Origin of the sequence: Streptomyces sp. WAC 04229 (assembly GCF_003947455.1) — a bacterium.
Lineage (GTDB): Bacteria > Actinomycetota > Actinomycetes > Streptomycetales > Streptomycetaceae > Streptomyces.
Genome location: NZ_QHJH01000025.1, coordinates 1 through 26,940, shown reverse-complemented (window position 1 = coordinate 26,940; position 26,940 = coordinate 1). Strand labels below are relative to the sequence as shown.

35 protein-coding genes are annotated in these 26,940 nt (G+C 71.4%); 32 read left to right on the top strand and 3 right to left on the bottom strand.

The annotated features are described in order from the left end of the window. The first annotated feature begins 86 nt into the window (after positions 1–86). The 14 genes from DMH12_RS10190 to DMH12_RS10130 all read left to right on the top strand — a co-directional run bounded on the left by DMH12_RS10190 (position 87) and on the right by DMH12_RS10130 (position 11,959). A complete protein-coding gene (locus DMH12_RS10190; protein ID WP_125491247.1) occupies positions 87–455 on the top strand; it encodes a hypothetical protein in 369 nt (122 codons plus the stop codon). 734 nt (positions 456–1,189) lie between these two features. Further along, positions 1,190–1,348 carry a hypothetical protein gene (locus DMH12_RS39010; protein ID WP_185832239.1) on the top strand — a complete coding sequence of 53 codons (159 nt, stop codon included), beginning with the start codon at positions 1,190–1,192 and terminating at the stop codon, positions 1,346–1,348. Between the two features lie 82 nt (positions 1,349–1,430). Further along, the gene (locus DMH12_RS10185; protein ID WP_125491246.1) at positions 1,431–1,613 is read left to right on the top strand and encodes a hypothetical protein; all 183 of its coding nucleotides are present in this window, start codon (positions 1,431–1,433) and stop codon (positions 1,611–1,613) included. 158 nt (positions 1,614–1,771) lie between these two features. Continuing rightward, positions 1,772–2,080, top strand: coding sequence for a WhiB family transcriptional regulator (locus tag DMH12_RS10180; protein ID WP_125491245.1), 309 nt, complete (start codon positions 1,772–1,774; stop codon positions 2,078–2,080). Between the two features lie 193 nt (positions 2,081–2,273). After that, positions 2,274–2,465 carry a DUF5999 family protein gene (locus DMH12_RS10175; protein WP_312023917.1) on the top strand — a complete coding sequence of 64 codons (192 nt, stop codon included), beginning with the start codon at positions 2,274–2,276 and terminating at the stop codon, positions 2,463–2,465. 326 nt (positions 2,466–2,791) lie between these two features. Then, a complete protein-coding gene (locus DMH12_RS10170; protein WP_125491243.1) occupies positions 2,792–4,507 on the top strand; it encodes a DUF2637 domain-containing protein in 1,716 nt (571 codons plus the stop codon). Between the two features lie 126 nt (positions 4,508–4,633). After that, on the top strand, positions 4,634–5,134 hold the full coding sequence (locus DMH12_RS10165) for a hypothetical protein (protein ID WP_125491242.1): 501 nt from the start codon (positions 4,634–4,636) through the stop codon (positions 5,132–5,134). 11 nt (positions 5,135–5,145) lie between these two features. Further along, positions 5,146–5,352, top strand: a complete 207-nt coding sequence (locus DMH12_RS10160; protein WP_125491241.1) for a hypothetical protein — start codon at positions 5,146–5,148, stop codon at positions 5,350–5,352. A 121-nt stretch (positions 5,353–5,473) separates the two neighbouring features. Then, the gene (locus DMH12_RS10155) at positions 5,474–7,570 is read left to right on the top strand and encodes a hypothetical protein (RefSeq protein ID WP_125491240.1); all 2,097 of its coding nucleotides are present in this window, start codon (positions 5,474–5,476) and stop codon (positions 7,568–7,570) included. Positions 7,571–7,585: 15 nt separating this feature from the next. After that, a complete protein-coding gene (locus DMH12_RS10150; protein ID WP_125491239.1) occupies positions 7,586–7,975 on the top strand; it encodes a conjugal transfer protein TraB in 390 nt (129 codons plus the stop codon). Positions 7,976–8,054: 79 nt separating this feature from the next. Further along, positions 8,055–8,498: an NUDIX hydrolase gene (locus DMH12_RS10145; protein WP_125491238.1), complete on the top strand. Its 444-nt coding sequence runs from the start codon at positions 8,055–8,057 to the stop codon at positions 8,496–8,498. A 108-nt stretch (positions 8,499–8,606) separates the two neighbouring features. After that, a complete protein-coding gene (locus DMH12_RS39725; RefSeq protein WP_260474162.1) occupies positions 8,607–11,066 on the top strand; it encodes a DNA translocase FtsK in 2,460 nt (819 codons plus the stop codon). 117 nt (positions 11,067–11,183) lie between these two features. After that, positions 11,184–11,372, top strand: coding sequence for a hypothetical protein (locus DMH12_RS10135; RefSeq protein WP_125491237.1), 189 nt, complete (start codon positions 11,184–11,186; stop codon positions 11,370–11,372). A 14-nt stretch (positions 11,373–11,386) separates the two neighbouring features. Continuing rightward, entirely contained in the window at positions 11,387–11,959 is a 573-nt protein-coding gene (locus tag DMH12_RS10130; RefSeq protein ID WP_125491236.1) for a hypothetical protein, read from the top strand. A gap of 21 nt (positions 11,960–11,980) precedes the next feature. Here DMH12_RS10130 and DMH12_RS10125 read toward each other — a convergent pair whose 3' ends face one another. Then, the gene (locus DMH12_RS10125; protein ID WP_125491235.1) at positions 11,981–12,199 is read right to left on the bottom strand and encodes a hypothetical protein; all 219 of its coding nucleotides are present in this window, start codon (positions 12,197–12,199) and stop codon (positions 11,981–11,983) included. A 113-nt stretch (positions 12,200–12,312) separates the two neighbouring features. Here DMH12_RS10125 and DMH12_RS10120 point away from each other — a divergent pair, with 113 nt between their 5' ends. From DMH12_RS10120 to DMH12_RS10040, 18 genes are all read left to right on the top strand, one after another. Then, positions 12,313–12,552 carry a hypothetical protein gene (locus DMH12_RS10120; RefSeq protein WP_125491234.1) on the top strand — a complete coding sequence of 80 codons (240 nt, stop codon included), beginning with the start codon at positions 12,313–12,315 and terminating at the stop codon, positions 12,550–12,552. A 197-nt stretch (positions 12,553–12,749) separates the two neighbouring features. Beyond that, positions 12,750–13,175 carry an RRQRL motif-containing zinc-binding protein gene (locus DMH12_RS10115; protein ID WP_125491233.1) on the top strand — a complete coding sequence of 142 codons (426 nt, stop codon included), beginning with the start codon at positions 12,750–12,752 and terminating at the stop codon, positions 13,173–13,175. Between the two features lie 234 nt (positions 13,176–13,409). Next, positions 13,410–13,916 carry a hypothetical protein gene (locus tag DMH12_RS10110; protein WP_125491232.1) on the top strand — a complete coding sequence of 169 codons (507 nt, stop codon included), beginning with the start codon at positions 13,410–13,412 and terminating at the stop codon, positions 13,914–13,916. Beyond that, complete coding sequence (locus DMH12_RS10105) at positions 13,913–14,263, top strand: hypothetical protein (RefSeq protein WP_185832233.1); 351 nt, start codon at positions 13,913–13,915, stop codon at positions 14,261–14,263. The genes DMH12_RS10110 and DMH12_RS10105 overlap by 4 nt, the downstream gene beginning before the upstream one ends. Beyond that, positions 14,260–14,556 (top strand): hypothetical protein, encoded by a 297-nt coding sequence (locus tag DMH12_RS10100; protein ID WP_125491231.1) that lies wholly within the window; start codon positions 14,260–14,262, stop codon positions 14,554–14,556. Before DMH12_RS10105 ends, DMH12_RS10100 begins: the two co-directional genes overlap by 4 nt. Positions 14,557–14,741: 185 nt before the next feature. Then, positions 14,742–15,125, top strand: coding sequence for a hypothetical protein (locus tag DMH12_RS10095; protein ID WP_125491230.1), 384 nt, complete (start codon positions 14,742–14,744; stop codon positions 15,123–15,125). A 41-nt stretch (positions 15,126–15,166) separates the two neighbouring features. After that, on the top strand, positions 15,167–15,469 hold the full coding sequence (locus tag DMH12_RS10090; RefSeq protein ID WP_125491229.1) for a hypothetical protein: 303 nt from the start codon (positions 15,167–15,169) through the stop codon (positions 15,467–15,469). An 89-nt stretch (positions 15,470–15,558) separates the two neighbouring features. After that, complete coding sequence (locus DMH12_RS10085) at positions 15,559–16,257, top strand: GGDEF domain-containing protein (RefSeq protein WP_125491228.1); 699 nt, start codon at positions 15,559–15,561, stop codon at positions 16,255–16,257. Further along, positions 16,254–16,712 carry a hypothetical protein gene (locus DMH12_RS10080; protein ID WP_125491227.1) on the top strand — a complete coding sequence of 153 codons (459 nt, stop codon included), beginning with the start codon at positions 16,254–16,256 and terminating at the stop codon, positions 16,710–16,712. Before DMH12_RS10085 ends, DMH12_RS10080 begins: the two co-directional genes overlap by 4 nt. After that, positions 16,709–17,269, top strand: a complete 561-nt coding sequence (locus DMH12_RS10075; protein ID WP_125491226.1) for a WhiB family transcriptional regulator — start codon at positions 16,709–16,711, stop codon at positions 17,267–17,269. The genes DMH12_RS10080 and DMH12_RS10075 overlap by 4 nt, the downstream gene beginning before the upstream one ends. A 216-nt stretch (positions 17,270–17,485) precedes the next feature. After that, complete coding sequence (locus tag DMH12_RS10070) at positions 17,486–18,112, top strand: Lsr2 family protein (protein ID WP_260474161.1); 627 nt, start codon at positions 17,486–17,488, stop codon at positions 18,110–18,112. A gap of 3 nt (positions 18,113–18,115) precedes the next feature. After that, positions 18,116–18,604 carry a hypothetical protein gene (locus DMH12_RS10065; protein ID WP_125491225.1) on the top strand — a complete coding sequence of 163 codons (489 nt, stop codon included), beginning with the start codon at positions 18,116–18,118 and terminating at the stop codon, positions 18,602–18,604. A 10-nt stretch (positions 18,605–18,614) separates the two neighbouring features. Continuing rightward, on the top strand, positions 18,615–19,076 hold the full coding sequence (locus DMH12_RS10060; protein WP_125491224.1) for a hypothetical protein: 462 nt from the start codon (positions 18,615–18,617) through the stop codon (positions 19,074–19,076). Further along, a complete protein-coding gene (locus DMH12_RS39000; RefSeq protein ID WP_185832232.1) occupies positions 19,076–19,252 on the top strand; it encodes a hypothetical protein in 177 nt (58 codons plus the stop codon). The genes DMH12_RS10060 and DMH12_RS39000 overlap by 1 nt, the downstream gene beginning before the upstream one ends. Before the next feature lie 205 nt (positions 19,253–19,457). Further along, the gene (locus tag DMH12_RS40450; protein WP_399186998.1) at positions 19,458–19,775 is read left to right on the top strand and encodes a hypothetical protein; all 318 of its coding nucleotides are present in this window, start codon (positions 19,458–19,460) and stop codon (positions 19,773–19,775) included. Next, on the top strand, positions 19,772–20,458 hold the full coding sequence (locus tag DMH12_RS10050; protein WP_125491223.1) for a hypothetical protein: 687 nt from the start codon (positions 19,772–19,774) through the stop codon (positions 20,456–20,458). The genes DMH12_RS40450 and DMH12_RS10050 overlap by 4 nt, the downstream gene beginning before the upstream one ends. Before the next feature lie 779 nt (positions 20,459–21,237). Then, a complete protein-coding gene (locus DMH12_RS10045; RefSeq protein WP_125491273.1) occupies positions 21,238–22,500 on the top strand; it encodes a ParA family protein in 1,263 nt (420 codons plus the stop codon). Continuing rightward, a complete protein-coding gene (locus DMH12_RS10040; protein WP_125491222.1) occupies positions 22,497–23,624 on the top strand; it encodes a ParB/RepB/Spo0J family partition protein in 1,128 nt (375 codons plus the stop codon). The genes DMH12_RS10045 and DMH12_RS10040 overlap by 4 nt, the downstream gene beginning before the upstream one ends. 295 nt (positions 23,625–23,919) lie before the next feature. Here DMH12_RS10040 and DMH12_RS10035 read toward each other — a convergent pair whose 3' ends face one another. Then, entirely contained in the window at positions 23,920–24,504 is a 585-nt protein-coding gene (locus DMH12_RS10035) for a tetratricopeptide repeat protein (protein ID WP_125491221.1), read from the bottom strand. A 64-nt stretch (positions 24,505–24,568) separates the two neighbouring features. Then, the gene (locus DMH12_RS10030; RefSeq protein ID WP_125491220.1) at positions 24,569–26,653 is read right to left on the bottom strand and encodes a tetratricopeptide repeat protein; all 2,085 of its coding nucleotides are present in this window, start codon (positions 26,651–26,653) and stop codon (positions 24,569–24,571) included. Positions 26,654–26,940: the final 287 nt, after the last annotated feature.

Sequence of the window (26,940 nt, the reverse complement as noted above, 5' to 3'; positions counted from 1 at the left end):
TCAACGTCGTCATCGACCAAGCGTCGCAAGTTGGATGGTGCAACTTAATTTGGTCATCAGTAGCCCGAACGAAGGGAGCTCCTTCCGTGAACACTGCCAACTCCCCCACCACCGAGACCTTCGACGCTGAGACGCTCGCGCTCCTGGAGGCGGTGGAGGTCCCGCTCCCCGACTTCTCGGCCCTGGACCTGGATGTCGCCTTCGGCACACCGCTGGAGATGTACGAGGCCGGTTCCCTTCCCCACGAGCGGCTGGACGGCCTGGACATCACCGCCGCCGTGGCCGCGATCGAGGCCCGCGAGAACCGACTGCTCGCCGCCCGCGACATCGTCGCCACCGACCCGACCGCCACCGCGCTGGTGCGTGAGCGCTTGGTCGACGTGCTCTTCCCCTATGCCGCGCAGCTGCGCATCGCCCCGCTGGCTACCGCCGCGCCCTTGCCGCTTGTGGCCTGAACCCCTGCCCTTCGGCTCTGACGGCTCCCATCGTCGCCACCTCGAGTGGCGGCGGTTGAAGCGGCCAGATTCACCGACCGCCGAGCTCCCGAAAAAGCCGCACCAGCACCACGTGGCTGGACCGGGGAGTGACCGTTCCTTGAGAACCGAAGACGCGAAAGCCGGTGTGACGACTGCCGCCCCTGACCAGGCAACTGGCCGGGTGTTGCGCGTAAGGGTGAACCGGGCCTCAGTCCTTGCGGGACTGGTGACTGACGCGTCAGAAGGGCACGACCGGAGCCAGAAATCCGGTCACCGTGAACGGCGGTACGAGGCGGGGAAGTGAGAGCGACCCTTCTTCGTGCCACGGAGCGGCAGCAAGGCAGACCACGGTCTGTCTCGGCTGCCGCGTGGGTCCGAGCGATCACCCTCCCCCGCAGCACCTTGCGGCGGTAGCGCGACGACAGCCCCCAGCCGGTAAGCGGCACATCGCACGACCCGGCGGGTGAGCCAATGGTCGCGGGCACTCCACCTCCCGGTCGAAAGGTGGTCAGCGCGGAAGGCAGAAGGCCGCGCGCCGCAACACCAAACACTTCGCAGCCCCGCGCTGCCCAGTCGCCCACCGCGTGGCCCTCGGGTCGGTCGGTGGGCGGTGGAGAGCGCGGCGGACACCGGCTCTACCGATGCGACAGCCCCAGGGATCGGACCCCCGGGGCTGTCCAGGACCTGACTCGGAGGACCTGATGCGACACAGCATGACACGCACTGCGCCGCAGCCGCGGGCCGGGATCATCGACGACATCGAGCGCGAGGACGACGCCAAGGGCTATGAGCCCGAGGACATCGCCCGCGTCGCCCTGGTCCTCGTTGCCACCATCGGGCCGGCATTGGTCGGTTGGGAGGTTGCGGCGTGATCGTCAGCCTCACCGACGCCGAACGCGAGGCGCTCTCGCACAAGAACAGGGAGCAGAACCAGCGGTCGGAGGCCAACCGCCGATGAGCGCCCGACCGACCGATGACCTGTTCGTCCGCTACATGAAGGCGTTCGAAGACTCTGCCAAGCACACCGCCGCCTGCCCGGCCTGCCAGGTCGAGACGCCGTGTGCGGACGGGGTGCCGATCCACGAGCGGTTCGCCCGGCTCCAGGACGCCTACACCGCACGACAGAAGCAGCGCTGACCCCGGCTCTGCCCGTCGTCCCCGCGCCTTCATGGGCGGGGCCGGCGGAGAGCGCCGGGAGCTCACCCCCGCTCCGGCCGTCCGGCCGCCGCGCACGCAACAGCCCCAGGGTGGCCGCCCTGGGGCTGTTCTCGCTTTGGACCTTCTGGGAGGCCCCGATGAATCGCGAATCCATCGTACGCGCCAGCTACGCCCACTCCGCCGACCTGCCGGTCAACACCGACTGGCGGGCTCACTCGGCTTGCCGGACCGAGGACCCCGACCTGTTCTTCCCGGTCGGCAACACCGGACTGGCGCTGCTGCAGATCCAGGAGGCAAAGGCCGTGTGCCGTCGCTGCCCGGTCATGGAGCGCTGCCTGCAGTGGGCGCTGGAGAGCGGTCAGGAGCACGGCGTGTGGGGCGGAACCGACGAGGACGAGCGCCGCCGGATGAAGCGCCGCGCCGCCCGCAAGCGCGCCAACGCCTGATCGCTGGACGGGAGGAGCGCTGGGCAACTTCTGGCCCGCCCCGCAGCACTGCCATCGACCGGCCGCCCGCACGACGGGCGGCCGGCCTTTCGCACGTCCCCAGCCCGGGAAAGTCCCGGGCTTCCCTTCCTTCCCCCCGGGAGAGCTCATGGACCGCAACACCCCGACCGGCACCCGGCGGCTGCCGGACTCGCTGTGCACGCACACCCCGAAGTGCCCGGCCGCCGACAGCCCGGACCGCGAGAGCGCACGCATCACCGCGAGCCGCCCGGAGCAGGGCTGGAGCCTGCTGTGCAACGGGGTCTTCCTCTTCGAGGACACCGGCGAGCTGCTCCCTGACGGACACGTCGTCGCCCCGCACCGGCCCCTCGCGGTCACGGCCTGACTGACGGTTGCCTGATCCGCCCGCACCGACCGCTTTCGTGGCGGCCGGGTCGGGCGGTGATGGGGAGCTGGACAGCGTGGATCCATTTCGTTCCCGCCCGTCGGGAGCGGCAGGCAGTTTCGGGCCCGCCCTGCAGCGCTTCCATGCGCTGGCCGCCCGCCGCTCGGGAGGCCGGCCTTTTCGTGTGCCCGGAGCGGGTAGAGCCGGTGCCAGTTTGGTGATCAACCGTCCGCACTGGCCGCCGTTTCGGGAACGCACCCCTCGCGTTTCGGGAGCACCGGCCACCGTTTCGACTCCGCCCTGAACGACCCCTCTCGGAGGCCCTCATGACGATCACCGACATGCCGCAGACCGCGGCTCCCGACGCCCCCGCTTCGCACCCGCCGGACCGCGCTTCGGACGCACCCGAGAACGTTTCGGGTACGGCCCGGGGTGTTTCGCGGACGGACAAGCGGAAGACGATCAAGCCCGTCCGTGACCGGCTGATGACCGCCCTGTCCCTCGTCGCCGCGTTCGGTGGCACGCTGGTCGGCGTCATCGGCTTCGCGATGTCCTACAGCACCCTGGCCAAGGTCGCCCTGAGCTGGGGATTCAGCAAGGAACTGGCCCCCTGGTTCCCCGTCGGCGTCGACGCCAGCATCATCGCGTTCCTCGCCCTGGACCTGTACCTGATCCGCAAGGGCACCCCGTGGCCGCTCCTGCGGATGGCCGCGCACGCCATGACCGGCGCGACGATCTGGTTCAACGCCAGCTCACAGGGCCACATCGGCACCGACCCGGTGCAGGCCGCCAGCCACGGCGTCATGCCGATCCTCTTCGTGATCGGCGTCGAGGCCGCCCGCCGCCTGATCATCCAAAAGGCCAGGCTGGAGGCGGGAACGGTCACCGACCGGATCCCGCTGCACCGCTGGATCCTCTCCCCCGTCGCCACCCCGCGGTTCTACCGCCGGATGCGGCTGCACAACGTCACCTCGTACCCGGAGATGATCCGGCGCCAGCAGGAGCTCATCGGCTACGAGCAGTGGCTCAAGCGCAAGCACGACGGCGACCTCGGCAAGGCCACCGAGGACGAACTGCTGCCGATGAAGATGGCCGCCCACGGCTACACCGTCACGCAGGCCCTCGCAATGCCTGAGCAGCAGGAACGCGCTGCCGAGGCCCGCGCGGAGGAGGCGGAGCGCCGGCGCCTGGACGCGGAGACGCGCCGGGAGCTCGCGCGCACGAAGGCCGAAGCCGACCGGCTGCAGGCGGAGGGCCAACTCGAGGCCGTCCGCGCCCGGGTGGAGGGCGAGACCGGCCAGGCCCGCGCACACGCCCGAGCCCAGGTCAGCGCCGCCGAGCGGGCCGCTGAGCTGGAGGAGGCCGCGCTGGAGACGGCCGTCATCAAGGAGGCCCGCGCCCGCGAGGCGGAGGCGGAGCGCAAGGCCGCCCAGGAGCGCGAGGCCAAGGCCGCCGCGGATGTCCGCGCGGCGGAGCTGGAGCGCCAGGCGGCGGAGAAGCGGAAGGAAGCTGCGGAGGCGGACCGGGTTGCCGCGGCGGAGGCACAGGCCATTGAGACGGCGGAGATCGCGGATGCCCGGCAGCGTGCTGCCGAAGCCGACCGGGTCGCCGCCGAAACGGAACGGGCCGCTGCCGAAACCCGCCGCCGCGCCGCCGAAGCCGACCGGCTCACGGCCCAGGAGAACGAGCGCAGGGCGACCGCCGACGCGAACACGCAGGCGGCCCGCAGGCGTGAGGCCGAAACCGAGTACGCCGCTGCCGAAAGGCGGCTCGCCGCCGCCGAAGTCGAGCGGCGCGCGGTTGAAATCGAGGACGCCGCGAAGCTGACGCCGCGCGAGCGGGCGGTCCGCAAGGTCGCCCGCATGGCGTTCGCGGCTGACGCGGTGTTCGTCGGCCTGGACGCCGACGGGATCCACCGCGAGCTGTGCCGGGTCGTCACGATCGCCGACGTTCAGCGGGAGTTCGACGTGTCGTCCACGGACACCGCCTCCAAGTACCGCCAGGAGGCCGGCGCGCTCATCGCCGGCGGCTACCGCCCTTGATCCTCCGTCCGGCACACGCCAGTGAGGGCCAGCCCGCTCGAATCGGGCTGGCCCTCCGCTGCGACTGCCGGAAGCAGTCCCAGAACCCCAGTACAGCACCCCGACACCCCGAGGAGAAAACCCCTGATGAGCAAGGACATTGCCACCCGCGTCACCACGGGCGTGCAGGCCTTGGCGCTGCCCGGGCAGCGTGAGGGCTGGCAGGCCCAGCACCGCGGCTCCCTGCTGACCGATGCCCAGACCTACGACGCCCTCGCCGACGCCGTCCAGGCCGACTTGAAGGCCCGCCGCCTGGACGGTGACCTGCCCTGGGGCATCTCGGCAGCCGCCCGGGCCCGCAAGCGGGTCAAGCCCCTGCGGGACGCCGCGAAGGCGATGCGGCAGGCCGCCAAGGCCATCAACGGCACCGTCGCCGCCTACGAGGAGACCCAGCCCGACGTCGTCCTGCGGCGCCGCGAGGACAAGGCGCTGCGCAAGGCACAGCGCAAGCAGCAGCTCGGCACGGCCGCCCACAACAGCGCGCAGGCCACCCTTCAGCGTCTCGCCCCGGGCGACGGTGAGGAGGCGCCGGCGGGCGCGCCGAAGCTGCTCGGGGACTTCTTCGGCAAGCAGCAGCGGGGCGCCTGATGCCGCCGGCGATGTCCCCGAAGAAGGCGGCCCACTGGAACGCCCGATTCGAACAGGCCCGCGCCGCGGGCGAGCGGGGCCCGGAGGAGTTCTTCCGGGCCTGGCTCGACCTGGTGAAGATCTCCGCCCTCCAGAAGGTGAAGCACAGCGGCGACCACGCCACGTTCAACGCCTTGTCGGCGGAGCTGGAACGCCTCTACCGGGATCACTGCCAGTAATCGTCATCGTCATCATCATCACCGCCGAAACGGGGGTTGACGGGGGTCCCAACCACGCGTACGCGTACGCGTGCGAGAGGGCCTCCTCCCCTCACCGGTAGTCACCAGGAGAGGAGGGGCCGTGTCCGACGACGACAGCCCGGACAACGTGCTCCAGATGCCCCGCATCGGGTCCCCGCCGCCCCCGCCCGTCCCGCCCTCGCCGACGCTCAACGGGGCGTCGCAGCCGCCTGATGCGGCGCCCGGCGTTGTTCGAGTTTCCGCGTTCGACGCGCCTGCGGTGCCCCACGCTCCGAGCACAGTGGGCAGCGTCCCGGCGGCCCTGCGCAGCGACGGCGTGGCCCCCGCTGCGCCGGACCCGCACGGGCTCCCGCCCCGCACCGGCGCCCTGTCGCTCGCGGCGGTCCTCGCCATCGCGCTCGCCGCGTTCGAGGGGCTGCAGACCTGGCTGCAGGAGGCCGGTCCCCGCCGCGCCGAAGCCGCCAAGCACGAGCGGGAGATGGACCTGCTGGCCGCCAAGGCCCGCGCCGACGCCGCCCGCCTGGGCGCCGAGGCCGACAAGGAACACGCCCGCGCCCGCGTCCCCTCCAGCCACGCCTACGGCCGCAGCGCCCTGGGGCGCGGCGCAGGCGGCCCGGGAAGGGCCGGTGGCGGTGTCGGTCCGGGCCGGTCTGGATCGGGTCGCACAGCGCCGTCAGGCGCCTCCGCGCAAGGGCGTTCCACCGGTGCCGGCGGCCGGGCCCCGGGCGGCCGGGCCGGCCTCGGCTCGTCCGGCAGCCCGGCGGGAGCCGGCCGAAACGGCGGCTCCTCAGGGCGAAACGGCGCGGGGGGCACCCGAAACGGCCCTTCCCAGGACCGCAACGGCGGTCTGCGCGGCCGAAACGGTGGCACGGGCGGCGGCCGGGCCGGCGGGAGCGGGAACACGGCAGGAAGCGGCACACGAGGCGCCGGCGCTGCCGGTGGCGCACGCGGCCCTGCCCCCGGCACGGACGGAAAGGGGCGGCGATCGCCTCGCCAGGCCGTCGCCGACTGGTGGCGTAAAGGCAAGAAGTCCGCCGGCGGCTCGGGCGGTTCCGGGGCGTCCGGTGGCCCGGGCGCCACCACGGGTCCCAAACCGTCTAGGGGCGGCTCGGGCACCGCAGCATCCGGCGGCCGCGGCCCGGTCAAGGGCGGGCCGACGTTCTGGGACGACCTGAAGAACCGCGTCGGTGCCGGAGGCCGCTCCAAGCCCTCCCGCTCGACGGACGGCATACCGCCCAACCACGGCACCGGCAAGCCGCCCACCGTCGGCGGGGCAACCGGGTCCAGCAGTCAGGACCGGGTGCACCTCAAAGACGCCGCGTGGGAGGCCGTCAACGACCGCTGGAAGAAGCGCCGGGACGCGTGGACGGCAGACGCCAGTGAACGCCGACGCGGCAAGAACGATGCCCGCGACGGGGGGAAGAGCGGCTCGGGTTGGCGGCGCAAGGCTGACAGCGGCGGCCGCAGGAAGCAGGACCACGCCCCCAGGGGCGGCGAGCCCGGCCCGCACGGCTACGACCAGCCGCGCAGTTCGCCCTTCGACCAGGGCCCCGAGGGCCCGGTGACCATCACGGTGGAGCAGGTCGACCCGCCCGGCACGCACGCCAAACGCTGGGAGCCCACCGCGATCGCCCCTTCGCGCCAGGCCCTGCCCAAGCAAGCGGCACCCGTCCTTCCTCGTGCACCGCAGCGTCCCGCCGGGCCCCGGCCCGGCACCACCCGCAGAAAGGAACCCATCCCGATGCCCCCTGCCCCCACACCGGCCGCGCGTACGGCGGCACCCGCAGCCGCGGCGGGAGGCGCTCTCGCCTCCCAGCACGCCACCGACATCAGCCTTGGCAAAGCCCTCCAGGTCCTCACCGCGCTGACGACCGACGGCATGGAGACCTACGACGACGCAGTAGCCCTGGCCGGCCGGGCCCGGAGGCTGCTCGCCGAGCTGGAGCAGATGACGGACGACCTGGAGCGCACGCACAACGTGTCCGGCCCCCGCACCAAGCGAGCCATCGCCGGCCTGATGGAGAGCGTCTCCGAGATGACCGCCACCGTGGAACGCCTCGCGCAGGCCGCGCTGGACGCCGCGGAACGCGCTGAGGCGGAGGAGACGGCGATGGCCAGGGACTACCGGCCGACGCAGGACGCCACCGCCGACGCGGGCCTGCACACACCCAGCGCCCGCATCCACAACGAGAACTGACACGAGGGAGACGCAGTGACCATCGGCATGGAAGGCGACAGCAACGGATACCTCGCGCTGGTCGCGAAGTTCCGCGCGCTGCGCAAGGCCGCCTCCGGGCTCATGGAGGAGTCCGAACGGCTCGCCCAGCGCATGCGCGGCAATGCCAACACCGCGATCCAGCTGGCTGACCTGAGCGCTGCCGCGCAGGTCGACCCCCAGCACGTCACCACCATCGAGGACATCGCCGCCGCGTTCGGGTCGGTGGCGGGCCGGTGCACCCGCCTGGTGGGCGCGGCCGACGTCATGCACACCGCCGCAGGCCACCTCCACCACGAGCACCAGGCGGAGTACGGCGGCATCCACGCCGCCGTGACGTCCTCCCGTGCCCGCCAGGCCAAGCCCGGCTTCTACCAGCAGAACTGACCACGCCCACGTTCCGCATCCGGGGCCGCTCCTGCCAAGCAGGCACGGCCCCGGCCCGTGTCCGAGAAGGGAACCCTGCATGTCCGAGGCAACCGAAACCGTGCAGATGACCGCCGACGTGATCTGCGTACGAGGCGGAGAAGTGCTGCTCATCGAACGGGGCTGGCCGCCCTACGCGGGGCATCTCGCCTTGCCGGGCGGATACGTCGACGCCGGGGAAACGTCCCGCACGGCCGCCGCGCGTGAGCTGCGGGAGGAGACCGGCGTTGACGTCGCGGAGGAAGACCTGGTCCTGATCGGTGTCTACGACCGACCCGACCGAGACCCCCGCGGCCGCTTCGTCAGCGTCGCCTACATGACCACCGTCCAGACGGACACCATCGCCCGGCCCGGTGACGACGCCGCCGCCGTGCAGTGGACGCCACTGGCCGCACCCCGCGTCGGCCTCGCGCTCGCCTTCGACCACAGCCAGATCGTGGCCGACGCCCTGCACCGGCTCGCCCGCAGCGACGACAGCGAGTAGTGACCCCTGGCCTCGCTGGAGGCCGCACCGCCCCCGCCCGGGACGGTGCGGCCTCCAGCACGACCAGCGGACCACCCCCTCCCCCGACCTGCTGGAAGGAACCGACCGATGAGCCAGATGCCCGCCCGCGCAAAGGCGGAGATGGTCGCCTACGGGGCGTCCGCTGCCGCCCTCGCCTACGTCCCCTCCCTGGACGCGCTGCCCGCCCACGCCACCGCCGCCGCAGTCAGCGGCGGCTGCGTGTGGTGGCTCTACCGCAAGGTCAAAACCCGCGACTTCCACCGCACGCTGCGCACCGCGCAGCGCGTCCTGGGGCCGGTCACCGGCGGCGCCGTCTACGCCGCGGCCGCGATCGTGCCCGGCCGCCCCTGGTGGGAGCCCGCCGCCGCGCTCGGCTGGGGCGCCCTCATGTCGTTCGTGCTGCCCATCACCCGCTCCACCTGGACCCCGCCCGCCGGCACGTCCACCGCCTACCCGCCCGGCTTCCGTGGCCTGGTCATGCGCCTGTGGGACGAAGCGGAAGTCGCCGAGGGCACCCGGCTGGAGAACATCGAGCAGACGATCGACGCCGCGCACCCGGACTTCACCGCCGACATCGTCGCCCCCGCCGGCAAGCCCGTGCCCCGCATCGACCCGGTCGACGCGGCCGCCGCCTACGGCGTGCCCGTCGCCTGCGTCGCTGTGGGCGACATCCCCGGCACCGGCCCGGGCCGCCTGCGCCTGACCGTCGCGCCGACCACCCGCCGCGGCGGCGGCAGCATCGAGGACATGTGGGCCGACAAGGTGGCCCGCCCCGGCGGCGCCATCCCCGGCAGCGACATCGTCCGGGTGGAGAGCTTTCCCGCCACCGGTGACCTGCCCGCCCGCGGCATGGTCCTCGCCCAGGTCGAGCCGGGCGAGATCGCCCGCATCAACCACCAGCAGCTGTGCTCCGCGTTCGGAGTGGAGCCCGAGGAGCTGCGCCTGGTCGCGGAATCCCGGGGCCGCGAGGCCCTGGTGACGCTGTACGAGTCAGCACCGCTGAAAGCCTCCCGACGGGCCACCCGCGAGCTGCTCACCCTGGACGCGTACGGCCGCTACACCATCGGCACCGCGCACGACGGCACTGACGCCAAGGTCCACATGCAGTCCGCCGCCGGCACCCTGCACGGGTTCCTGGTCGGCGTCACCGGCTCCGGCAAGACCGTCGCCCTGGCCCTGATGTGCGCGGCGTGGGCGCTGGCCGGCCTGGCGAACTGGGTGACCTCCGCCCGGCCCGACGCGCAGATGAGCGCCGTCGGCCGGCACATCGACCGGCAGAACGCCGGGCCGGTCTTCACCTGGTGGATGCTCAAGGCCGCCATCGCCCTGATGGACATCCGCGGCGAGATCAACGCCGAGGTCGGCCACGACTTCTCCGCGCACTCCCCCTACCCGGGCCTGGTCCTGGTCCTCGACGAGTTCAACTCCCTCGTCGGCGACGACGCCCTGGGCGACGAGATCGCCCACATGACCGACGTCCTCGCCCGCGAGGGCCGCAAGTTCGGCATCGGCATCGTCTTCGCCGGCCAGTCCCTCAACCTGTCCAAGCTCGGCGGCGAAGCCTCCCTGCGCGACCAGGTCCAGGGCGGCATCGGCGTCGTCCTGCGCATCGCCGGCTCCTCCGGCGGCATCGCCGCCCGCCAGGCCACCGGCGGCCTCGCCGGCGACGTCGACCTCGCCGACATCCCCGACCGGTTCAACGCCCGCACCTCGCTCATGGACCGGATGCACGGCGTCACCGACGACGTGCCCGGCGACCCCACCCAGGGCGTCGGCCACACCGTCACCGGATCCGGGGCGACCATGATGCGCAGCCTCTACGTGCACCTGCCCAAGGACGGCTCCCCCGACGGCCTCGGTGAGATCTTCCCGGAACACGGCGGCATCAACACGCTCACCGACCGGGAGATCAACGCCTTGACCGAGCTGGGCCTGTGGCACGACTGGACGACGCCGCCGCCCTCCAAGAACGACACGGGCGACGCCGACGACCTCGCACTGGCACCGGAGTTCACCGGCATCGGCTCGTTCACCCCGCCCGCCATCAAGCCCAAGACCCGCACCGTCAAGGACAAGGTCCTCGACGTCGTCGACCGCCAGATGACAGCGAAGGAGATCCGCCAGCAGGTCGACGCCGCCTCCGGCACGATCCGCAACGCCCTGTCCGACCTGGTCACCGACGGCCGCCTGCTCCAGGTCGACCACGGCCTCTACGCCCCCGCCGGCCACCAAGCCGCCGCCCCCGACCAGCACGACACCCAGGACCAGCCCCGGCAGCCGCAGCTGCCTGAGGGGGTCGACGGCGCTCTGGTCGTTCAGGCCGCCGATCTCATCATCAGCAGCCAGTTCGGGTCGCAGTCCATGGTGCAGCGCAAGCTGCGTGTCGGCTTCGCCCTCGCCGGACGCCTCCTGGAATCCCTGGAACAGCGCGGCATCGTCGGCCCCGCCGACGGCAGCAAGGCCCGCCCCGTCCTGGTCACCCCCGACGCGCAGGACGACGTCCTGCGCGAGCTGCGCGCCGACTTCGCCCTGGCGGCCGACGACTGACCGGCCCCCGCTGTCTGCCGGAGCCCCCGGCCGCCGCTGCCGAGGGCTCCGGCACCCACCTCCCGGCATCCGTCCGGGCTACACCCCTGCGCCCCCTCACATGGAAGGAATCCCCCTGTGATCGTCTCCGTGTCCGCCGTGCTGGTCCTGGCCGTCGTCGTAACCGTCCTGCTGCGCCAGCGCACCGTCGGCTTCGGCTCTGCCCTCGCCTGCACCACGTTCGGGTTCTGCCTCGCCACCACCGGCATGGCCCCCGCCCTCACCCGCGCCCTGCACGCCGTGGCCGGCCTGCTGTCGCTGAACTGACGGGAGCTCCCCTCATGGCCGCACTGCACACCGTGCCAGCCGCCCAGGCTCTCCAGCCGCCCCCGGCAGCACACCCCGCCGCCGCTGAGGACGGTCTCAGCCTCGAGGACCGGCTCACCGCTGTCGCAGCGGCCATGTCCCTGCGGCTGGACGAAGCCGCCGTCGCCTACGAGGTCAACACCGCCCACATCGACACCGAGCCCGTCGACCTCGCCGACATCATCACCGTCCCGCTCACGCCCACGCTCCAGCCGCCGGCGCAGCAGCACAGCACCACGCAGCCGGACACGCCGGTGGCCGCTCTCCTGGAGCGGGCCCGCGCCCGGATGGAAGCCGACGGCTGGTGCGCGGGCGCACTGCGCGACGAATCCGGATCGGTCTGCCTGCTCGGAGCCATCCGCAACGAAGCAGGCGGAGACCGCGCCTTGGAGGCCGACGCCGCATCCGTGGTCCTGGACACCATCCGCCGCCGCTTCGGCGCCCACGTCGACTCCGTGCCCAGTTTCAACGACGCCCACGGATCTGGCCGCATCCCCTTGCGGATGCTGGACCAAGCGGCGGCGACGGCTGCGGCGAAAGACCTGTGAACGCGCGACCCTGCTGGCCGGTCAGCCGTCCAGCTCGATGACCAGGCGTCCGTAGTCGTCGACCCACGCCGGATACACGAACCCGCCGACGATCGCCCGGTTCACGAACACCTCGACGTCCGCGTCGGTGTCGATGACCAGCACCCCGTCCTCGTCCGTGAACGCCTGCCACGTGACGCCGTCGGTATCGATGACCGCCTCGAAGTCCACGACGGGCGGATCACTGCGGAACAGGCCCATCACACCCCCATCTCCCTGTCATCCGGCTCCCAGCGTGACGCACTCCTCCCCCACGCGACAGGCCCACGGCACACCAACACCCGTCCCCGCCCACGAGAGAAGGAGACCCCGTCTTGGCGAAAGCCCCGACCGTCATAGGAGTGCTCACCGAGCCCCCGGCTCCGACCTGGTGGAAAGCCAACCGCCACAAGGTCTTCGGCGTCACCGGACTGCTGATCGGCTACCTGATCGGCACCCACCTGCACGGCGCCCCCCAGCAGCAGCCGGACACACCCCGGCCGGGCCACACCACGCCCGCGCCGGCCACGCCCGGTGAGCACCCCACGCGCACGGCCCACGGCCTCGCCGCATAACCCAGCCGCACCACCCGCTGCACCCCGCCGACACCAGCACCACGTCGACGGGGTGCAGCGCTGCCCACCGACGATTGGAGGAGATCACTCGTGCTCATCCCCCGCCCGCGCCGCCGGATCGGCCGGCCCCGCCCGCAGCGTCCCGGCCCCCGCTACCCGCAGCCCCAGCGCCGGCTGCCCGGTACCTGGAGCAGGTGATGGCCGGCCAGGACCAGGACGTGGTGGACGTCGACCCGTACGACCCCGGCGACGGATCTCTACCGGTCTTCCGGTGGAGGCAGGCCGGGCGCGAGAACCTCGCGACCCGCCGTCAGCTGCGCCAGATGGGACTGCGCCCGGGCGGCCAGGAGCCGGTCGCCCGGCTCGAATGCCGCGGCGGGAAGCGGTGGGCGTGGCTGTACAGGATCGACCTGGCGAAGCCGAAGCTCCCGATGACCCTCGCGAAGGAAGCCGCGCTCGACAAAGCGATGGCAGCCCGCCAGACATGCGGAACCTGCCGCCGGCGCTACTTCCACTGCATTCCGATCAAGACCTTGGGGTCCTGCCTGGAGTGCTTCGACGGCACGCCCGCCGACCCCGCCTCCTACACCGCTCCCCCGGCGAGGCACCTGCTGGCCGCATGAGCCGACAGGACTTCCCGCCCATGACCACCGCTGTCCGCGCGGGCGATTGGTCGGACCGGCGCGTGCTGCGCGTCCGGTTCGGGCCCATCCCGACCTGGCCGGACAACGAGCCTTCGTTCTGACCGACCCGACCCCGGCCAGTGCGGCCGGGGCCGGACCGCGGCGTGGCCGTGCATCGGCAAAGGGCCGGCCACCCCGCTCCCTCACCCTCTTCGAGATCAGGAGACCTCCAGCATGCATCGTCCCGCCGTCTTCGCCGCCCTCCTCGGACTGACCCGCGCCGCCAGCGCGGTCGGCGACTTCTGGGTACAGAACGACTTCTGCGCCCGCGTGAAGGGCGCCTCCGACGACGCCCCGGTGACCTACGAGAACCCGGCCACCAAGGAGAAGACCACCCACGGCACCGCCGACGGCCGCAAGGCGTGCCTGCACCACTGCCTCACCTACACCGCCACCCAGGCGGTTGCCGTCGGACTCGGGGCCCGCGCGCTGGGCATCCGGGTCCACTCCGGCGCGGCCGCGGCCGCGCTCGCCCTGTCCTTCGGCACGCACTACATCGCGGACCGCCGCGTGCCCGGCCACGGCGTCCTGGAGAAGCTCGCCGACAAGACCGGCAACACCAACTTCTACACGCTGGCCGACTTCGGCATGAACGGCGCCTTCCACCTCGACAACTCCTGGCACCACGGCTGGGAGACCGTCGCCGCGCTCATCGCCACGGCCAAGGCCACCACCCGGTGACCGGCCAGCGCCGTACGCGCCTCGAACGCGTCCGCGCCGCGGCCGGGATCGCATCGCTGGCACTCCAGCAGATCGAAGACGACCTCAGCGCCGACGACGTCGACCAGGAGGAGCTCGCCGCGATCCTGCGCGAGCTCATCGAAGACACCGACCCGCCCGGCGGCTTCCTCGCGGCCCTGGCGCAGCTGCTCACCACCGCCGCGCGCCGTGCCGAGCAGATCGAGCCCGACCGCGACGGCGACGCCTCCTGCCCCCTGCACGAAGCCGCTGCCCTGATCACCGACAACGCCGGGCTGCGCGTGCTATGGGCTGCCCGCGGCCTTCACCCCCAAGGAGAATCCGCATGACCGAACCCAAGCCCGAGAGCATCCGACACACCGCCGACGCAGTCGCGATGACGCCGGAGGGTGACAACTACGTCTCCGAACAGCGAGCCCGGATTGCCGAGCTTCAAGCCCGCCCGGATCGGCTCACGCCGGAAGACGCGCGATGGCTTCTTGACCGGCTCGCGTGGGCGGACTGGCACCTGGAAGAGCTGCGAGACCGCATCGACAACGCCGGAAGCACGATGAACACGAGTTACGTGTCCAGCGCGATCGACTACACCCGCTGGTCCCGGGGGACCCGCGAGGGCCTGTGATCGCTAACCGCCGTACCTACAGCACGGGCACCGGCACCCAGTTCACGATCCTGCGCCGCCCCCAGCGCTGACCGGACGCTCTCCGTACGGCCCCGCCGCACCGCCCCCGAGCGGGCGCCGGCGGGGCCGTGCGGTGTCCGTCCGGTCAGCCGAGACCGGACGACCGGCCCTCCCCGGAGGTCACCGTGCCCCTCGCCCGCCGCTCCCTCATGGAAGCCGCCGCCGCCCGCTTCGGCTGGCGCCACGCCTACGGCGACACCACACAGGTCGACGCGCTGCTCACCGAGCAGACCGAGACCGCGTACACCCAGGCCGCCGACCACGCGGCCCTGGCGACCGCCAAGAACACCGACGTCCTCACCGTGCAGCCCTGCGTCCTGGACGTCCGCGGCCGCGTCCTGGCCGACGTCCTCTACCTGAAGGGCGTCCTGACCGGCGCCCGCAACCGCGGCCTGCCCCCGGAGCTCATCGAGCGCCTAGAGGACGCCGTCGGCCACGGCCACGAGCTGACCGTGCTCCTCGCGGACACCGCCCGCATCACCGCCGCCCACACGCCGCCCGGCCACTGAGCGCCGGGTCACAACCAGCAAATGGAGGGAGATGGGCCGTCATGCCGCTTCGGTACTTCGAGGTTGACGTCCCGATACACCACACCACCAACCGCCAGCTGAAAGGCGTACACGTCTTCACCGGCGAAGCGTCGTCCAAGAGCGAGGCCCTGCGCATCGCCCACGACGTGTACGACGCGGCGCTCGCCGCGCAACAGGCCGGACACGAGGTTCCCGGCAAGCAGGCCGGGGGCTGGGGAGCGCGGGGGCTTCGGCCCGACTGGGCGCTCGACTGGCACGCCGCGCAGGCCGGCCCCTGGCACGACCCCTACAGCTGGCTCAGCCCCCAGCCCTTCGAGCTGTAGGTCCGCCCCGGGACGGCCGCCAAAGGCCGCAAAACCAGTCGGCCGCCCCGGGCCACCCATCCCGTACATGACGAGAGGGAGCAACCAGTATGGCCTCCACCGCGCGCGTACAGGCCCCGATCGGGCAACGCGCCCTGTTCATCACCACACTCGCCGTGCCACTGACTGGCTGGACCGTCCACGCCGTCAGCCTCCACCGCAAGCTCGCCGTCGCCCGCCGCGAGCTCTCCGACCGCCGTGACCCGCTCACCGGACTGCTCGGACGCGACGGCTACACCACCCGGGCCCGCCAGATCATCGACCGGTACGGCGACAGCTCCCTGGTGGTCTTCGTGGACCTGGACCACTTCAAGGAGATCAACGACGGCCGCGGCGGCCACGCCGCCGGCGACCGCGTCCTGGCCGCCACCGCGCAGCGCCTCACCGCCTGGGCGGGAAGCCGCGGCGTGGTCGGCCGACTCGGAGGGGACGAGTTCGCCGTCACGGTCCGGATCGCACCGGCCCGCCGCGAACTCCGTCTCGCCCAGCTCGTGCAGTTGCTCGCGCAGCCCGTGGAGATCGACGGCGGCGCCCTGGTCCACGTTGCCGCGTCGGTCGGCGCCGCTTCCCCCGACGTCCTCGGCACGACGGACCTGTCCGTACTCCAGCGGGCCGCCGACGCCGCGATGTACGCGGGCAAGCACACCGGCCGCGCGGTCCTCGCCGGACCGCAGCACGCCACGGTGCCCTCCATCAACGGGCGCCGCGCCGGACGGCCGGGCACCCACACGCTGGGGCGGGCGGCATGAGCGAGACCACCACCGTCGACCCGGGCACCTGGATCCGGGGCATCACGATCCGCCAGCCCTGGACGACCTGCATCCTCGCCGGGAAGGACGTGGAGAACAGGCCGGCCCTCTGGTCCTGGCGCGGCTGGCTGCTGCTGCACGCCGGGCAGGCCACCGAGCGGGCCCCGATGCGCGATCCGCTGGTCGCCACTGCGATCCGCGGCCGCGCCCTGCACACCCGGGCCGTCATCGGCGTAGCCCGCCTCACCGACTGCCACCAGGACGCCGCCGGCTCCCCCCCGCGCTCCCGCTGGGCGCAGCCCGACGCATTCCACCTGGTCCTCTCCGAAGTCCAGGAGCTCGCGCTTCCTATCCCGTGGCTGAACGGCCAGCTCGGGCCGTGGCGCCCGACGCAGGACCTCGTGGACCAGGTGCTCCTCCAACTCCCCGACCTCGCTTCGGAGGGCACCTCATGAGCGGCAACCGCACCGGCATCGCCAAGTTGCCGGACATCGTCCTCGCCGACGACCGGATCCCCTTCCCTCACACCGACCAGGCCCTGAGCTGCCGCACGGAACCCGGCCTGTTCGCCATCGAGGACATCCACAACACCGACGAAGACCCCCGGGCCCGGGAGAAGGCGTTCATCCAGGCCAAGCACGCCTGCTCCGGCTGCCCGATCGTTACGGGCTGCCTGAAGTGGGCGCTCGCCAACGCCGACCTGACGAAGAAGGGGGTGTGGGCGGCGACCACCGCCCGCGACCGCAAGCAGCTGCGCAAGCAGCTCGTGGCGCGGCTCGGGGACGACTGGGTTGGCGTGGTCGCCGAACAGGACCGCCGCCGCCGTGAGCGGCAGCGCGCGCCGCGTGCCGTGCCGCCGACCGCCCGCGAACAGGCCCTCGCCCGCCTCGAGCTGGAGTCCATCCCCACCCGGCCCGCGCCGTACAACCGCTGGAAGGAACCGATCACCCCCGCACAGGCCGCGTCCAACCGGCGCGTGCTGGAGCTGGTCGCCAGCGGCAAGGCCGCGTGATGTTCACCGACTGGACCGAAGCCCTCGAGGCCGAAGCGCTGCCCCTGGATCCGAACCCGGCGCAGCAGCTCGCCGCCGCAGCCCGGGTCACCGCCCGCAGCTCCCGCGACAAGGACGACATGGCGCTGCTCCTGGACGTCCTCGGGCTGCCCACCGACACCGACACCCTCACCGCCCTGCTCCCCCTCATCCCGGAAACCCGGAGACGCACCCACCATGACGTACACCCCCGCCGCCCCGGCCCTGTCCGCGCACGAGGCCATGGCGATCTCCATGCACAACAACGGCGACACCGAGCAGGCCATCCGCGAGGCCACCGGCCTGAGCGAGACCGAACTCAGCGACCTCATCGCCAACCAGGTCCTCGGACTGCCCCGTCCGGCCGCCGACGCCCCGGCCATCGACGTCCCGGTCGTGCCGCTCGCCGTCTCCAACGAGATCCAGGAACTGCTCGACTGGGCGGCCGCGCACCCGGCCGCCTCGGTCCGCAGCCGCGCCGCCCGTATCACCGCAGACCTCTCCGAGCTGACCGACCGCCGCGACAGCGAGGCCGCGCAGCGCGAGGCCGAAGCGAAGGTCGCCAAGGCCCGCGCCGAACTGGAGAAGGCGCAGGAGGAACTGCGCACGGTGAAGGCCGGCACCCGCACCACCACGGCGGCCGCCACCGCGCCCACCCCGATCCGCTCGGGCCTGGGCAGCGGTCGCACTCGGGAGGAGCTCGCCGCAGTCAGGACGTGGGCGCGCGCCAACGGCCACCAGGTCGCCGAGGCGGGCATGGTCCGCAAGGCGGTCCTGGAGGCGTACGACGCCGCCCATCAGGCGCCGGTCCGGAAGGCCGGCTGACCCATGGCCGACGACGCCATAGCCCTGGACGGCTTCCTGGACGAAGAGATCGTGCCCGGTGACCTGCACGGCAGCACGGCCCGGTTCCGCCTCACCGTCTCCCCGACGGACGAGCGCACGGACGAGATGATCCTGCCGTGCAGCGTCGCCGACGCGGAGCTGGCGCACGCGGTCATCCACGACCTGGTTCCCGGTGACAAGCTCCGCGTCACCGGCCACCTCCGGCTCCCCCGTACGCCGGACGACCCGATGTGGCTGGTCGTCACCGCGCTCACCGTGCTGGAGACCGCGCCGCTGATGACCGACCCGGCCACCGTCGCCACGGCGGTCATCGAGAGGTACGGGCCGTACGTCTGTTGGTTCGACGCCGACACCACCGACGTGGAGGTGTTCACCGAGGGCGGCATATGGGTCGGCACCGCACCCGAGCCGAACGACCTGGGTGAACTGCTCGAAGACTTCGAGCACCGCCAGGCCGCCGGCGGCGAGTAGCGGAGCCGCCGTGCCCATCCGTCCCGAGAACCTGCACCGGTACCCGCGCGACTGGAACGAGATCAGCGCGCGCATCCGGTTCGGGCGGGCAGGCGGCCGCTGCGAGTGCACGGGCCAGTGCGGCCTGGCGCACCCGGGCGGCCGCTGCCCGGCCATCCATGAGGAGATCCACCCCGATACCGGCTCCGTGGTCGGCCTCACCACCGCCCACCTCAACCACACCCCCGAAGACGTGCGACACGAGAACCTGCTCGCCGCCTGCCAGCTGTGTCACCTGCGCATCGACCACGGGCACCACCGGATCACCCGCTCGATCACCCTCGCTGCTCGCACGGCCGCTGCCGGACAACTCGGCTTCCTCACCGACGCCGACCTCGAGCGCACCGAGCCGCCGACGCCGCCCCGGCCGTCCGCGCCCCGCACAGCACACCCCGCCCTCCAGCTCTCCTTCACCGACCAGGAGGCACCCTGATGCCCAACCAGTCCTCGCGCACCGTCCTGGAGCGCTTCCCCGCCGGCGGCCCCCGCGGCTCCTGGCCCGCAGACGAATACGCAGCCGCCCAACGCGCCCAGGGCACCAACGCCCAGGTCGTGATGGACCTGCGCACCGACCAGTTCCTCGTGGTCACCGACACCACCACCCCGTAGCACCCCAGAGCGCCGCACCCGCCCTTCCCGGCCGGGCGCGGCGCTCTGTGTGTCCCGCCCCTCACCATCGAGCAGGAGACTCCCTTGCGCCCGATCCGTCTGATCTCGTTCGGCTACCTGCACCTGCCCACAAGTCCGGACGGCTGCCCCGTCCCGCCCGCCGCCGACCGGATCGAAGACGTCCGCGACCGGCTCCGCGACCCCGCTGCAGCCCGCGACATCCTCGATCTCGACGGCCTCAGCCCCCGCGTCCAAGACGTCGTCCTCGCAACCCCCCGGCGCCCGCGAGCTACTCGCCAACCTCGCCGACTACGCCGACCTGCCTGCCGGTCCCAGCCGCATTGCCATCGGTTGTGCGGGCGGCAGACACAGGGCCAGCGGCCTTACCGAACTCCTTGCCCGAGAACTCCGCGACCGCGGCCGCGAGGTCGTAGTCGAGCACCTGCACGTCCGTCAGCCGCGCGTCCTCAAGACGCCCGCCTGCCCCCGCACCGCCAACACCGAGCAGGAGACCGCCCGATGATCCGTCGCTTCCGCCGCTGCGGCCACGGCACCGGCGCCCTCACACCCGAGGACCAGGCCGTTCTCGACCAATTCCGCGCGACGCTCACCGCCCTGCGCAACCCCGAGCCCTGGACGCCCGGCAGCGCCCGGGACGTCGCCGTGCGCGTCGGCCCGTTCGTGGAACGCGCGCACACCCGACCCGGCGACGACCACGGCCCCGAGATGATCGCCGCCGCCCTGGTCCACCCCGACACCCCGCACGCCAGCGGCTACCTCCACGGCCGTCAACTCGGCTACACCGAACGCGGCTGGCTGCGCTGCCAGACGGGCGCGATCCTCGGCTTCTGGCAGCCCGGCTACGCGATGCTCACCCACGCCGCCGCCGGCCTGCCCCTGCCCGACGACATCGGCATGGACCCCGCGCACTACGCCCTCTACATCGAGGCCCGCAAACGCGACGGCAGCCGCGATGGCTACACCCTGCTGCGCGTCGGTCCGTACACCCAGACCCAGCACGCTCAGCAGGACCACGACCGGATCACCGCCGCGCTGGACGGACGCGAGACTATCCTCGTGCCCGGCCACCGCGTCTCCGTGCGGTACGCGTCGTTCGACGTCAGCGACCACCAGTTGTTCGTCGACCCGTACGAGGCCGACGTCGTGGCGCTCCTGGACGTCGCCGTCGCGAGGGTGAGCGCGTGACCGCCCCGGCCCTGTACGAGATCGAGACCAGCGAGGGCGACGACGGCACCATGCACCCTGCCGAACAGCTCTGGATGCGGGCGAGGACGCGGTGGAGAACGGCTTCATCGCTCACGGCGGCCTGCACGTCACCGGCCTCGATGACCCCACCGACGAACGCGAGTGGGACGACACCTGGCGCATGGTTTGGGCACCCAGCACCCAGCACCGAGCCCGACGCCGTCCCAGTCGCCGCCGTGCGGCGGCCGGGCGCCAGCACCCCCAACCCCGACACGGGCGAACCCGACCTGGGCAGTCTGACAACCGAAGGCCCGGCACTTCCCCCCAGACGATCTGCGGGGGAGTGCCGGGCCTTCTCTGCGTTTCGGACCCGTGCGGCGAATCCCGGCACGTGCCGCTGACTGATCGTTAGAAACAACTGCTTCCAAGTCGTTCGACCAGCTCGAACAGTGGGCGGCTGCTCCGGCGGTCTTCGCAAGTCTGGCCTCGCCGCTGCCTGTCCTGCCCGCGACGCTGTGAGTCGGGCATCTCGTGTGAGGGATCGCCAGCGTCAGCACTGCCGCTAGAACGTGGAGCCCCATGGCAAGAGTGAGACGCCAGCGGGTCGCGGAGTGCGGCTACAGGCTTGGCTATTACGACGTAATAGGGAGCCCCCTCCCCCGCCTCGCAGGCATGAGCCATTACGACGTAATAGGCAGCTGAGGCGATCTCCGCTGCAGGCTAGGGTTTCTAACGTGTCGAAGACGCTAACGATCATCAGCGTTAGTAAGGTGACCTCCATGAGTTCACCAGCTACCGCGAACGACCGCGAGAAGGTCGTCTCCAAGCTGCCGGGATGGCTCCGGCAGAACCTCAAGATCAGAGCAGCACAGCACGGCATCGAGATCCAGACAGCGGTCGAACAAGGCATCAGAGCCTGGTGCAATCTGGCCTCGGCCCCAGCGACGGTTGACACCGCAGGAGCCGACTCCTTCTCCACCTTCCTCCCCCCAGGCCAATGGGAGGAGTTCCGCCAGGTTGTCGCGGACCGTCGAGTCTCCCTGATCCAGGGAGTCGCCCAGTCCATTCAGCTGTGGCTCGACACCAACCCGGCACCCGACGTCGAACGCCCCGAGGTCACCCGACGGATCGTCGTCTGCAACCAGAAGGGCGGCGTGGGTAAGACTGCGATCACAGCCGGTCTCGGTGAGGCTCTCGCCGAAGACCCCAACGCCCTGCACTCTGTGCGGATCGCTAAAGCACTCGCCAAGGCACTCAGCGCCAGCGAAGCTCCGCTCGAGGACCAGCAATCCAGCGAACCACTTGAGATCGAGAACCTGCCCGGTCTTGGGCTCCGTGTCCTGCTCGTGGACTTCGACCCCCAGTGCCACCTGACCAACCAGCTCGGTGCCAGCCCGCTACCTATGAACGGTGACAGCCTCACCAACCACATGGCTGGCGACTCGAAGGGCGACCTCCGCGACCTCGTTGTCTCGGTCGACGACGAGCACTTCAACGGCCGACTCCACCTCCTGCCGGCCTGCAACGACGCCTTCCTCCTTGACGTACGCCTATCCGCAGTACGCGCCAGGGAAGCCGCCCTTGAACGAGCACTCGCCCCCCTCGAAGCCGACTACGACGTCATCCTCGTCGACTGCCCGCCCAGCCTCGGCCTCAGCATGGACGCCGCCTCCTACTACGGCCGCCGCAGAGACGGAGAACGACCTGGCCAGTCCGGAGCCCTCATCGTTGTTCAGGCCGAGGACAGCTCCGCAGACGCCTACGACCTCCTCACCACCCAGATCGATGACCTTCGCGGAGACCTCCAGATCGACGTCGACTACCTCGGCATCGTCGTCAACCTCTATGACTCTCGCCGCGGCTACATCGCCACGTCCTCACTTCAGGGATGGGTCGACATAAAGGACCCCCGAGTCGTTGGACTCATCGGAGACCTCAAGGAACAGAAGGAAGCAGTCCGCATGAAACAGCCACTGCTGTCCTACGCGCCGAAGTCCCAGCAAGCCATCGGCATGCGCGCACTGGCCAGGGAGATCGCATGAGCAAGGCCGACCAGCTGGGCGCAGGCCGATTCGGTGGGGGAGCACGAGCGGTCAGCGCCCGCCGACAGGCCGTCGCCGCCGCTACCGGCGTACCCACCGACGGCGTCGCCCCGCCCACGGAACTCCCACCGGACCACATCAGCCTCAACCCCGACAACCCCCGCTCCAGCCTCGGCGACCTCACCGACCTGTCCGGCAGCCTCAAGACCCACGGCCAGAAGCAAGCGATCACGGTCATGAACCGTGACGCCTACGTCAAAGCCAACCCCGAGCGGGAAGGCGACCTCGAACGCGACACCACCCACGTCGTGATCGATGGCAGCAGCCGCCTCGCCGCAGCCCGCGAAGCCGGTCTCGCCACCATCAAGGTCATGGTCAGCGACGACGAAGGCAGCACTTCCGAAGAAATCCTCGAATCCGCCCTCGTCGCCAACATCCACCGCCAGGACCTCGAAGAACTGGACGAAGCCCGTGCCCTGCAACGGCTCCTCGCCATTCACGGCAGCCAGACCGCTCTGGCCAAACGCCTCCACCGCTCCCAGGGATGGGTATCCCAGCGCCTCGCCCTGCTCCACCTCACTCCCGAACTCCAGGCCCGGATCAGCCACGAGCCGATCGACCTGCTGCGCGCAGTAGGGAACAAGCCGGCCGAGGAACAAGAGACTGCTCTGCAAGCACTGAAGGAACAGCGCGCGAAGAAGGAAGCCGAGCGCAAGCGCCGTCGCAGCGAGAGGGCTGCAGATACCGGGGACACCGAACGACGTGGGGGAGTGGACAAGGCCAACAGCCATTACGACGTAATAAGGGATGCCGCGGCCGAGGGCGCGCAGACGATCCTCCAGCCAGAGGCCGACCTTACGCCGGCACAGGGGGTGCCGGAGCCGCGGGCCGACAAACCCGCACCCCCTCGGACGAGCAGCAGCGGCACCGACGGCGTCGTACGAAAAGTCCCCTACGACGAGCCGGGGACCCTCGCCATGCTCCTGGACAAGGAGATGGAGAGCGATGACAACTTCTTCGCGCTCCTGCGTTTCCTGGGCAGCAAGGCGGCCACTCGTGATCCCCAGCGCCTGGCCGAGCTGCTCGGCGAACTCGCCCAGCACGCACCGGCACCAGCTGAGTGACTTGGGACGAAGGTTGACCAATGGCCTGGCCCGGTACGTGGCAACGCCGCAACCGGGCCAGCAACCAACGGGGGAGTGGCGACGAGTTCTGCCACTACGTGTACATGTCCCGATCAGCACAGAGGCGACCGACTGATCCTGCTCCTGCTCGACAACCCCGTGCCTTAAAAACCGGGAGGTCTCGCTTTTGCTACCAAGGGCCAGTGCCGACGCGCCCGGGGCGGGCCGCACTGCCACCGGATCGAGGGAGAAGCCGATGCCATCACCAGTAGAACGAGCTTAGATGTCCAGATGGTCAAGCATGCGAATCAGGCGGGAGGGGGTTCTCCCTGAGCCAGCGACGGACTGTCTCTGACTCTTCCTGAAGCCCCAGCCTTTCAAGCAGATCCGCCTGTAGCCGCGTCACAGCGTGGAGTCGGGGGAGCATGGGCGGCGCCCTAGCAACGTGTCTGCGGTACAGCTCCACAGCCTCCTCCGTTGCGCGCAGCGCCTCGTGCAAACCACTCTTGGCTGCCAGAAGCATCGCGAGAACAGTGAGCGACGTGGCGAGGTTGGGTTCGTAGGTGGCCGGGTTGTCCTGCGCCAGCCGGCGCCAGATTTTCGCCGCTTCCTCGGCGGCGGTCAGGGCTTCGCTGCGGCGCCCCGCCTCTCCCAGATGGATGCCGAGGTTGGACAGGGAGCCGGCGAGGTTGGGTTCGTAGGTGGCCGGGTTGTCCTGCGCCAGCCGGCGTCGGATCTCCACCGCCTCCTGCTCGGCGGTCAGGGCCTCGCTGCGGCGCCCCGCCTCTCCCAGATGGATGCCGAGGTTGGACAGGGACATGGCGAGGTTGGGTTCGTAGGTGGCCGGGTTGTCCTGCGCCAGCCGGCGTCGGATCTCCACCGCCTCCTGCTCGGCGGTCAGGGCTTCGCTGCGGCGCCCCGCCTCTGCGAGCCGGTTGCCGAGGTTAGATAGCGAGGTGGCGAGGTTGGGTTCGTAGGTGGCCGGGTTGTCCTGCGCCAGCCGGCGCCAGATTTTCGCCGCTTCCTCGGCGGCGGTCAGGGCTTCGCTGCGGCGCCCCGCCTCTCCCAGATGGATGCCCGAGGTTGGACAGGGACATGGCGAGGTTGGGGTCGTAGGCGGCCGGGTTGTCCTGCGCCAGCCGGCGCCAGATTTCCGCCGCTTCCTCGGCGGCGGTCAGGGCTTCGCTGCGGCGCCCCGCCTCTCCCAGATGGATGCCGAGGTTGGACAGGGAGTCGGCGAGGTTGGGTTCGTAGGTGGCCGGGTTGTCCTGCGCCAGCCGGCGTCGGATCTCCGCCGCTTCCTCGGCGGCGGTCAGGGCTTCGCTGCGGCGCCCCGTCTCTGCCAGCCGAATGCCGAGGTTGGACAGGGAGCCGGCGAGGTTGGGTTCGTAGGTGGCCGGGTTGTCCTGCGCCAGCCGGCGTCGGATCTCCACCGCCTCCTGCTCGGCGGTCAGGGCTTCGCTGCGGCGCCCCGTCTCTGCGAGCTGGATGCCGAGGTTAGATAGCGAGGTGGCGAGGTTGGGTTCGTAGGCGGCCGGGTTGTCCTGCGCTAGCCGACGGTAAATCATCACCGCTTCGTCGGTGGTGGTCAGGGCTTCGCTGCGGTACCCCGTCTCTGCGAGCCGGATGCCGAGGTTGGACAGGGAGCCGGCGAGGTCGGGTTCGTAGGCGGCCGGGGTGTCCTGCGCCAGCCGGCGCCAGATTTCCGCCGCTTCCTCGGCGGCGGTCAGGGCTTCGCTGCGGTACCCCGTCTCTGCGAGCCGGATGCCGAGGTTGGACAGGGAGCCGGCGAGGCCGGGTTCGTAGGCAACCGGGTTGCCCGCGGCGAGTTGCTTGTGTGTGTGGGCGAGGGCAGTGGTGAGGTGAAGGGCGAGGGGGGCGATGACGCGTGATGGGTAGGGGAGGGCGTCTGCTGCGCTCTGGACGCCTTGGTAGCTCATGGGGGCGGCGTCCAGGGCTGTGTCCAAGATGGTGAGGACTTGTTCGCTGGCCGTCGTGCGGCCGGTGTTGTAGTGGGCGATGGCGGCTCGCGCCAGGACGGTGATGAGCTGGGCCTGTTGTCCGGGCGCCGCCGCGCTGAGCAGGGCGGGCAGCGCAACGTTCCCGTCGGTGAGGGTGCGGGAGGCGTGGTATTCGGCGATGCGGTCGGGTTGGAGGGAGCCCCAGTAGCGGTCGCCGTCGGCCGGGTACAGAGAGGCGAGCCACGCGGCGGTGGTTGCCGTCTGGTGGGCGGGCAGGCTGGGCAGGGTCGCGATGACGCGTACAGCCTCTTCTCTCGTGCCGGCGCCGCACAGGGCGGCCACCGCCACGGCAGCGGCCAGGGTGGGGGCGGACAGGCCCAGCCTGTAGGCGGGTGAATCGGCGCTGGCTTCCCAGAAACGGTCCTCATGCTGGAGGAGGGTGCGCTCCGGTGGTCTGCCAGGGGCCGCGTCGACGGGTCGCGGGCCGTGCTGCAACAGGCCGACCAAGGCGGCCATCTGCAGGGTGAGGACGTTGTCGTAGCGGGGCTCGTGCAGGTCTGCGGGGGGCCGCAGCGCGGCGGCCAGGGCAGTCCACTCGTGCGCGGGCAGAGCCGGAAGCAGAGGCAGCAGCAGGGCGAGGTCATGGGCGGCGCGGTGGAAGGCATGGCGCCGGTCCTGCGCGGCCTGGCTGGTGGGGATGAGCGGGGCAAGCGGGATGACCGGGGCCTCTTCGAGAAGGTCCCGGACGTCAGCGATGGCCTGGAGGGAGCCGGTGCGCCATTGCCCGTCGGAGCGTGCGAGGAGCAGCACGCGCACCCGGTGACGGGAGCGGTGCAGGTGGGTGATGAAGCGGCGGAGCAGGCGGGGGCGGGTCTCTGCGTAGTCGACGACCAGCAGCAGGGGCAGGGCGGTGGTCAGGGTCGTGAAGTCGGGCGGTGCGGCGTCCGGAGCGGGGTCGTCGGTGAGGTCCGGGCTCAGGTGTCCGGTGACCCAGCCGCGCCAGCCGAGGGTGTCGGTGAGCCGGCGGGCGAGGCGCGTCTTGCCCTGTCCTCCGGCGCCGGTCAGCACGCGCACCTGGATGTCGGGCGAGCCGGTCTCGCACCAGGCGTGCAGGTCGGCGAGTTCGCTCTCGCGTCCATGGAAGGCGACGGCTTCGGCGTCGGCGCGCAGGAGGGCGGCGGGGGAGCGGAGGTTGCGGGCAACGGCGGCCGGGGGGAGGAGGGGAGAGGAGGGGGGAAGGAGGGAGGAGAAAGAAGGAGGGGAGAGAGGGGGAACCTTCCCCTGACGCGTGGAAAGAAGGGGACGACATGCCGTTGACCGTCGACGAGAAGAGCCTCAAACACGGAGTGCTGTCG

Bases quoted from the DNA above. Each gene is read 5' to 3' on its own strand.
- DMH12_RS39010 (WP_185832239.1), top strand. From the start codon at position 1,190: ATGACACGCACTGCGCCGCAGCCGCGGGCCGGGATCATCGACGACATC.
- DMH12_RS10185 (WP_125491246.1), top strand. From the start codon at position 1,431: ATGAGCGCCCGACCGACCGATGACCTGTTCGTCCGCTACATGAAGGCG.
- DMH12_RS10180 (WP_125491245.1), top strand. From the start codon at position 1,772: ATGAATCGCGAATCCATCGTACGCGCCAGCTACGCCCACTCCGCCGAC.
- DMH12_RS10170 (WP_125491243.1), top strand. From the start codon at position 2,792: ATGACGATCACCGACATGCCGCAGACCGCGGCTCCCGACGCCCCCGCT.
- DMH12_RS10165 (WP_125491242.1), top strand. From the start codon at position 4,634: ATGAGCAAGGACATTGCCACCCGCGTCACCACGGGCGTGCAGGCCTTG.
- DMH12_RS10160 (WP_125491241.1), top strand. From the start codon at position 5,146: ATGTCCCCGAAGAAGGCGGCCCACTGGAACGCCCGATTCGAACAGGCC.
- DMH12_RS10145 (WP_125491238.1), top strand. From the start codon at position 8,055: ATGTCCGAGGCAACCGAAACCGTGCAGATGACCGCCGACGTGATCTGC.
- DMH12_RS39725 (WP_260474162.1), top strand. From the start codon at position 8,607: ATGAGCCAGATGCCCGCCCGCGCAAAGGCGGAGATGGTCGCCTACGGG.
- DMH12_RS10130 (WP_125491236.1), top strand. From the start codon at position 11,387: ATGGCCGCACTGCACACCGTGCCAGCCGCCCAGGCTCTCCAGCCGCCC.
- DMH12_RS10125 (WP_125491235.1), bottom strand. From the start codon at position 12,199: ATGGGCCTGTTCCGCAGTGATCCGCCCGTCGTGGACTTCGAGGCGGTC.
- DMH12_RS10115 (WP_125491233.1), top strand. From the start codon at position 12,750: ATGGCCGGCCAGGACCAGGACGTGGTGGACGTCGACCCGTACGACCCC.
- DMH12_RS10110 (WP_125491232.1), top strand. From the start codon at position 13,410: ATGCATCGTCCCGCCGTCTTCGCCGCCCTCCTCGGACTGACCCGCGCC.
- DMH12_RS10100 (WP_125491231.1), top strand. From the start codon at position 14,260: ATGACCGAACCCAAGCCCGAGAGCATCCGACACACCGCCGACGCAGTC.
- DMH12_RS10090 (WP_125491229.1), top strand. From the start codon at position 15,167: ATGCCGCTTCGGTACTTCGAGGTTGACGTCCCGATACACCACACCACC.
- DMH12_RS10085 (WP_125491228.1), top strand. From the start codon at position 15,559: ATGGCCTCCACCGCGCGCGTACAGGCCCCGATCGGGCAACGCGCCCTG.
- DMH12_RS10080 (WP_125491227.1), top strand. From the start codon at position 16,254: ATGAGCGAGACCACCACCGTCGACCCGGGCACCTGGATCCGGGGCATC.
- DMH12_RS10075 (WP_125491226.1), top strand. From the start codon at position 16,709: ATGAGCGGCAACCGCACCGGCATCGCCAAGTTGCCGGACATCGTCCTC.
- DMH12_RS10070 (WP_260474161.1), top strand. From the start codon at position 17,486: ATGACGTACACCCCCGCCGCCCCGGCCCTGTCCGCGCACGAGGCCATG.
- DMH12_RS10065 (WP_125491225.1), top strand. From the start codon at position 18,116: ATGGCCGACGACGCCATAGCCCTGGACGGCTTCCTGGACGAAGAGATC.
- DMH12_RS39000 (WP_185832232.1), top strand. From the start codon at position 19,076: ATGCCCAACCAGTCCTCGCGCACCGTCCTGGAGCGCTTCCCCGCCGGC.
- DMH12_RS10050 (WP_125491223.1), top strand. From the start codon at position 19,772: ATGATCCGTCGCTTCCGCCGCTGCGGCCACGGCACCGGCGCCCTCACA.
- DMH12_RS10045 (WP_125491273.1), top strand. From the start codon at position 21,238: ATGAGTTCACCAGCTACCGCGAACGACCGCGAGAAGGTCGTCTCCAAG.
- DMH12_RS10040 (WP_125491222.1), top strand. From the start codon at position 22,497: ATGAGCAAGGCCGACCAGCTGGGCGCAGGCCGATTCGGTGGGGGAGCA.